Origin of the sequence: Microbulbifer rhizosphaerae (genome assembly GCF_014191725.1) — a bacterium.
GTDB classification, from domain to species: domain Bacteria; phylum Pseudomonadota; class Gammaproteobacteria; order Pseudomonadales; family Cellvibrionaceae; genus Microbulbifer; species Microbulbifer rhizosphaerae.
Genome location: NZ_JACHWZ010000047.1, coordinates 1 through 6,325, shown reverse-complemented (window position 1 = coordinate 6,325; position 6,325 = coordinate 1). Strand labels below are relative to the sequence as shown.

General features: G+C 55.4%; 4 protein-coding genes. 1 reads left to right on the top strand and 3 read right to left on the bottom strand.

All coding sequences use genetic code 11. The features are described 5' to 3' along the window. The first annotated feature begins 5 nt into the window (after positions 1 to 5). Positions 6 to 146: a sigma factor-like helix-turn-helix DNA-binding protein gene (locus tag FHS09_RS23480; RefSeq protein ID WP_425487786.1), complete on the top strand. Its 141-nt coding sequence runs from the start codon at positions 6 to 8 to the stop codon at positions 144 to 146. A gap of 406 nt (positions 147 to 552) precedes the next feature. On the opposite strand, the gene FHS09_RS22185 is transcribed toward FHS09_RS23480, so the two are convergent. From FHS09_RS22185 to FHS09_RS22175, 3 genes are all read right to left on the bottom strand, one after another. Beyond that, a complete protein-coding gene (locus tag FHS09_RS22185; protein WP_183464050.1) occupies positions 553 to 1,080 on the bottom strand; it encodes a hypothetical protein in 528 nt (175 codons plus the stop codon). 20 nt (positions 1,081 to 1,100) lie between these two features. After that, positions 1,101 to 1,400, bottom strand: a complete 300-nt coding sequence (locus FHS09_RS22180) for a hypothetical protein (protein ID WP_183464048.1) — start codon at positions 1,398 to 1,400, stop codon at positions 1,101 to 1,103. Positions 1,401 to 1,408: 8 nt separating this feature from the next. Then, positions 1,409 to 6,325 (bottom strand): DUF3990 domain-containing protein (locus tag FHS09_RS22175; RefSeq protein WP_183464046.1); only part of this gene is annotated, 4,917 nt, incomplete at its 5' end.

Here is a 6,325-nt window from a genome sequence, read left to right as displayed (position 1 = left end):
TCCAGATGTGTTATGTCGAAGATAAAAGTTTTTCCGAGATAGCAGAAATTCTTGATTTGAGCAAATCCAGAATTGCTCAATTACATAAAGATGCACTTAACCGGCTGCGCAATCGAGTTCGAGGAAGAGGAGATTTTTCTTGTTGATCCATTGAGGAACAATCAGTACAAAGTATAATTTAACGACCCCGAAGATAGCAAATATCGGGAACGAAAGTAGCAGAAATTGATCATAAAGACCTGCCCCCGTGAAAGACCGCGCACAAGAAGGCGCGGCGCACGCAGCGGGGACGCAATGGTAATAGGGTGTGGTTTCAAGCGAGATGAGGGCTTTGCACGGGAGCCCCATGTTTGGCTATCCGTACAGGTGGATGGATAGCCAGTATTTTGCGTCAATTCGCGGAAGTTGCAATAACGGTGGCGCTGAATGCTTTTTGTTTGGTGGGTGTCCATGAATGTCCCCATTTCCATGAATGTCATTTGGTGGGTGTCCATGAATGTCTATTTGGTGAGTGTCCATGAATGTCTACCCCAATTACTTTAAATGTCGGTTTTATCCACGGCGAACATAAAACTCTTGACCCGTTTTTTCGTCAAGAAGAACATCTACCCCATTTTCAATTCTAACGAACTTCAAGTTTTTTGGAACTTGTTTTCCATCAACATATTTACAGTTCGCGCTCAAAGACTCTTCATATCCCCAGCCTTCTGGCACGACAATACGATCCACTTTTGTCGGTCTAGCGCAGCACACAACTATCACATGATTGGGATTGTTATTCCAATCAGCTTCTCCAATATCCGCCCAATCACAATCAGTAGTCATACCACGCATCTGATCGACAACGACTATATCTATAGCTTCATCTGACTGTTTAAAAGTCAATCCGTTACTAATCAAATATTCAACATAAGCTTGGACATCTTTAGGAACCATAAAGTTAACGCAAGCTAACTCGCCATCTGAGCAAAGAGTTTTATTTGGAAGAGCAGACATAAAAGCATCTACACCTCCATAATAGTTTTTAACAATCGCTTTGCAACGAATAACAACAGACAACGCTTCAATTAAAACAGCCACTTAAACTTTTACACCTCTTGTCATTTCCAAATTCTCCTCTGCCATTCAATGAACGATTTTTCATCTGGAGCATTTTTCAGCCCTTGGTAGTAGTGAACCCTATCAGCCATACCTAAAGCCTCGATATGTGAGAAAAAGTCAGCATTCTGCACAGGAATACCATGCTGACTACAATAATGAACATCAGTAAAGTTCGCATAATATTCATTAACCAAACGAACAGCTTCATCACATGAATATCCATAGGATGATTGCAAGTGATTCACCACGCGTTCAAATAAGAAAACCTCGTCATCATCTGAAGAAATTTTCAAATCCATAAACACCTCTATTGAACTAAATATCGATTAAACAATTCGGCAGCGACATCGGTATGGATACTAGTTTGATCGGCCCGCTCAACCCAATTTCTAAGCGTGCCATCACGCCTCATCCCTCTGAAGAGTGGTCCTTCTACAATATCAAATCCTGTTGGAGACCACTCTTTGGGTGGTAAATAAGGAACATCTAGCTGTTTATTGATGCTAACAAAGTCAGCCCATTCCTGATTTGGATAATCAAATTTTAAAATATTAAGATTATCCAACTCTGATTTTGGAACTCTGAATTCCAGAACTTCCTGATTTAGGTTTACCATCTTTGCAGATTCAATAGCATCTGCTCGTGATGTGGTCATATAGAACCCATCACCAAAATCATTAAGAGGTTTGGATTTTGCAAGGTCAATTCCATTAAGGCGTATTTGGCTCGCGCTCTCTGGTGATGTTCCGTGATAGAAGGTTACAAAATCATCCGCGTCGTTTGGAACCCTCCTAACACCAGCCAACACCCCCGCCTTGGAAACCGCCGTCAGCTCCCCAAGGCCAATAATGGCGCTAGCCCCCATGTAAGCGGTTTGTAGCTCTTCACTCAAGTAGCCGCCGGACCAGGGGCTGGGCTCCATACCCGCTGCCTGCTCCATTCCCCAGCTTTTTATCGATTCCGACAATGCAAAGCCGCTTCCGCCCCACTGAGAGCGCGCGAGGGGAGAGAACATCAAGGAGCCTTCAATGGCCAGACCGAGTATATCCGTTCCACTTTCCAATGCGAAGCGCGCGCCGCCGCCGCCCATTGTAGCGGTGATATCAAGCAAATCCTTGCCCCACTCGCCCACATTGTTGCGCGGACCAAACTGGGTTTCATAGGCTTCTATCTGCGGCAGGCGCCACTCAGAATAGCTCTGATAGGCCGCCACCTCTTCTGCAAAATCAGTCCCGCCCACACTGCCAAAGTGGGAGTTGGCAGCAGCCTCAGCAACACCCGCACGGAAGTTATCCCAAGTAGCCTGGACACTGGCCCTGGCCTGCTCGGTCCGCCGCTGATACCCAGCCAGCTTTTCGTCCAACCGGTCGTTGTAGCTTGCTGCCTGCCGATAGACGTCAAACTGTCGCTGCATGATGCTGTCGAAGGACCAGTAGTCCCCTTTCGCCGCGAGGTCACTCATGCTCGCCGTAACGGTCACGGTTTCCAGGGCACCTTCTTTGCCACCCCAAGACGAGTCGATCGAGGTCATTTGCGCATCGGTTTGTTCGGTGAGGCGCTGTTCCGCGCTGCTGGTTTTCTCCGCACCAGCCACCGCCCCGGCTTCCGTTGGCTCCCCTAATGGTGCCTGCCCCGATTGTCCATAACCCCAGGCGTTGATCTTCTCGGCAATGCCAGAGCCGATAGTATTTCCTATGGAGTTACCCACCGCATCGTTAAGCACATTGGCCCAGTCGAAGCTCTCGTTCTCGGTGAGTTTTCTCACCCCAGCGGTAATCGCCGATGAAGTGACAACCTGTACAGAGCTGCCCCATTCGCCAGCGGGTGTTTCACCCATGACCCAGTCGGATGCGTAGGAGCCAACAACGGAGGTTGCGACAGATTCCCACTTGAACTCATATTCGCTGTCAAAAGCTTTGTTGACTCCTTGGCTGGCAATACTGCTGGCACCGGCCACCACGGCCCGAGTCACTCTCAAGCTCTGTTCCATTTTGGCGATTTGGTTGGTGTAGCGGGCAATTTCGGCGGCGTTCTTCGTTTGTTGTGCCGCTGCTAGACCATTTTTCGCATCGGCCAGGCCTTTGGTTTTGTCGCCGACACCTGCCAGTTCACCAATACCGAAGGTTGCGGCGGCGATCAGGCCGTCTTTCGCCACATCTCTCCAACTGAAGGAATAGCCATCTTGATAGCCGGCAACGATGGCGCCGGTTTGCATAATGGCTTGGGAGACTATGCCGGCCGCAGCAACCCCAGCTACGAAACCAGTAACACCTGCAAAGGCCCCGAGGGCTCCAATGGCTCCAATGGCTCCAGATACTGCCGCATAAGCTGCCAGTGCAGCACCGCCGGAAATTACCGCGGCCACCACCAAGACGATAATGCCGACCGCGCCACAGCCATCATCCGCCGGCGGCGGCGGCGGCACATCCGGCAAGGTCGGGCTGGTGTCACCCATCTGCAGGGCGCCATCCACCGGCCGGAAGGTGTCGGCGTTGTTGTGGATGTTGGTGACCACGTTGGGCATTTCGATGCGCTGGCCCTTGGTCAGTACTTCGTCGCCCTTCAGGCCATTGGCGTCGGCGAGCAGGTACCAGAGGCTGGCGTCGCCCCAGACCATGGCGGCGATGGATTGCAGGGTTTCGCCGCCCTGGGCCTCGTAGCTGCTGTAGCTGGAGGCGGGGTAGTTGGGGTTGATGGGCTGGAAGTTCTGGTCGAAGTCCGCCGATTGCACGGCCTGGACGTGGTCGCCGTTGTCGTTGAGGTGGCGGTTGCCGGCGCCTTCGGCGTCGGCCAGGGCTTTGACGTAGTCGAAGCGGCTGGGCACCTTGTCGTTGCCGACGTCACCGACGGCGTGGCCGTTGAAGTAGTAGAAGTGGCGCATTTCGCGGCCGAGGGCGCTCTGGCCGCTGTCGTTGATCTCTTCGCGCACGAGGGTGCGGCCTTCTTTGTCGGTGACGTAGGCGATGGCGCGTTCGCCTTCGACGTCATACACGCGGCGGATATGGCCGTTTGAGTCGTAGGTGTAGTAGGCCTCGCCGTTCTCCCAGTTGGCGCGCTGTTCCCACGCGAGGTCTTTGTTGTCGGCGCTGATGACGACGGATTTGGTTTTGTAGGTGTCCCACTTCTCGTAGCTGTTATACAGGGTGGTAACAGTGGCGGCGCCGCCGTCTTCCGGATAGGCGCTGGTGACGGTGGTGTTGACCGTCTGGCCGTCGCCGAGGAAGGTGTTGCGGCTGCGGGTGACTTCGTCGGTGGCGAGGCCGTTTTCGTCGTACCGGGTGGTCTGGTAGCCGAGCAGGGTGCCGTCGGCGTTGTGGTAGTTCTGGGTGATGCTGTACCGCTTGCCGGCGGAATCGTACTCGAAGTAGGCGGTGACCTGGCCGGCGTCGTTGTTGATGCGCTGGCCGCGCAGCTTGAAGCCGATGGGCTCGCCCTGCTCGTCCACCCCACCCTGGTCGATGTATACGGCGGCCAGGCGGCCGTTGGCGTCGTAGGCGTATTTCTCACGGATGCTGCCGTCGCTGGCGCGGGTGGCGAGGTAACGCTGGTCGAGGCCGTTGTAGGTGATGGCGGTGCCGGTTTTGCCCAGGACTATCTGGCCGTTTTCGAACTCACCCAGGGTGAGGGTAAAACGGTTGTTTTTGTCGTAGGTGTAGTAGAACGACTGGGTTTTGCCCTGGATGGTGCCGTCCAGGTTGTCGACGTAGCGGCCGTCGTAGACGCTGGATACGCTCCTTCTGTTGCCGAAGGCGTCGAAGGTGTAGTCGATCTGGTAGGCGTTGCCGTATTCGTCGTAGCCTTCGATGCTGTGAATACGCCCCTGTTCGTCGTACTGGGCGGTGCTGTGCTGGTAGACGACGCGGCCGAGGTTGTTGTAGAGGTCGTTGGAGCGGTAGTAGAGCTCGCCGGTGCGGTTGCCGGCCTTGTCGTAGCGGTATTCGGTGACCGCGGGGGCGATGCCGCTGTTGGCGGCGGTCTGGTCGCCGTCGGCGAGGCCGTTGTTGCCGTAGTCGTAGGTGCGGAACAGGTTGCCGTTATGGTAGTAGGTGTAGCGGATGTCCTGGTTGTTGCGGGTCTCCCAGGTGGCGTTGCCGCTTAGCGCGGTGTTGCCGGTCTGGCGGGACAGCCAGCCGGCGTAGTTGTAGGCGTACTCGATGCGGTGGCCGCCGAGGTCGTCGTGCCATACGGCCTTGCCGAAGTAGTCGACCGCGTCGGAGAGTACATCCTCTTGGGAGGACTGGTTCCAGTCGGTATCCACGATGCCGCCCATGCCGGCCTTGGCGATGGAGGTGATGTAGCCGCCCAGTTGGACCTGGTCGGCCGGGCCCTGGGCCTGCTGGCCGTCGGCGGCGAGGACGTTGCGGGTCATGGCATCGGTCCAGGCGTAGGCGTAGTCGGTGATCTGGCCGCTGTAGCTCTTGTACTGCAGTACCCGGCCCATGCCGTCGTAGCGGTAGGTCTCCTGGCCGATGGTGCCGCTGTTGCTGGCCACGCCGGTGCTGTCGAAACTGGCACTCAGGATTTTGTTGGTCTCGCCGTAGAGGGCGTTGCGGTGGCGAATGCGGTTGCCGAACTCGTCGTAGTCCCACTCGTCGTAGGAGGGCACTAGGCCACCGAAGGCGTAGTCGATCGCCTGGGTACCGTCCTGGAAGCGGTTCATCCGCACCAGTTGGTTGTTGGCGTCGTAGTGGTAGGCCACCTGGTAGTAGAGCGCACTGGTGCCGGCACCGCGCTCGCCGACGCGGTAGGCCAGCTGGCTGCTGCCTTTCAGGTTGCCGGCCTGGTCGTAGGCTTGAGTGTCGTAATAACCTTCACCGTCCTGGCTGGCCATCAGCAGGCCGGCCTGGTAGTCCTGCAGGCGGATCTGTTCGTGTAACAGGTTATAGGCATTCACCGCATTTTTAGTCGCAGTGGTGGCGCCGGCACCGGCCTCGACACCCACCTTCTCCATCACTTTTTCGCCGAACGCATTCACCCCATACTCGGTGGCGGTGTGGGCGCGGAAGCTGTTCATCTGCTCGTCATGGACGTCCGCTTCCGGCTTCAGTTCCTTGACCACATTGCCGCGCTGGTCGTACTCGTACAGGGTGGCGTTGCCGTTGTTGTCGATCGACGCCACGGTTTCGCCGAAGGCGTTGTAGGTGGCGTGGTGGGCGATCAGGGTTTCGTCGTTGGCGTCGCCGCTCAACTGCAGGGCGATATTGCGGATCGCCTCGCGGTTGTA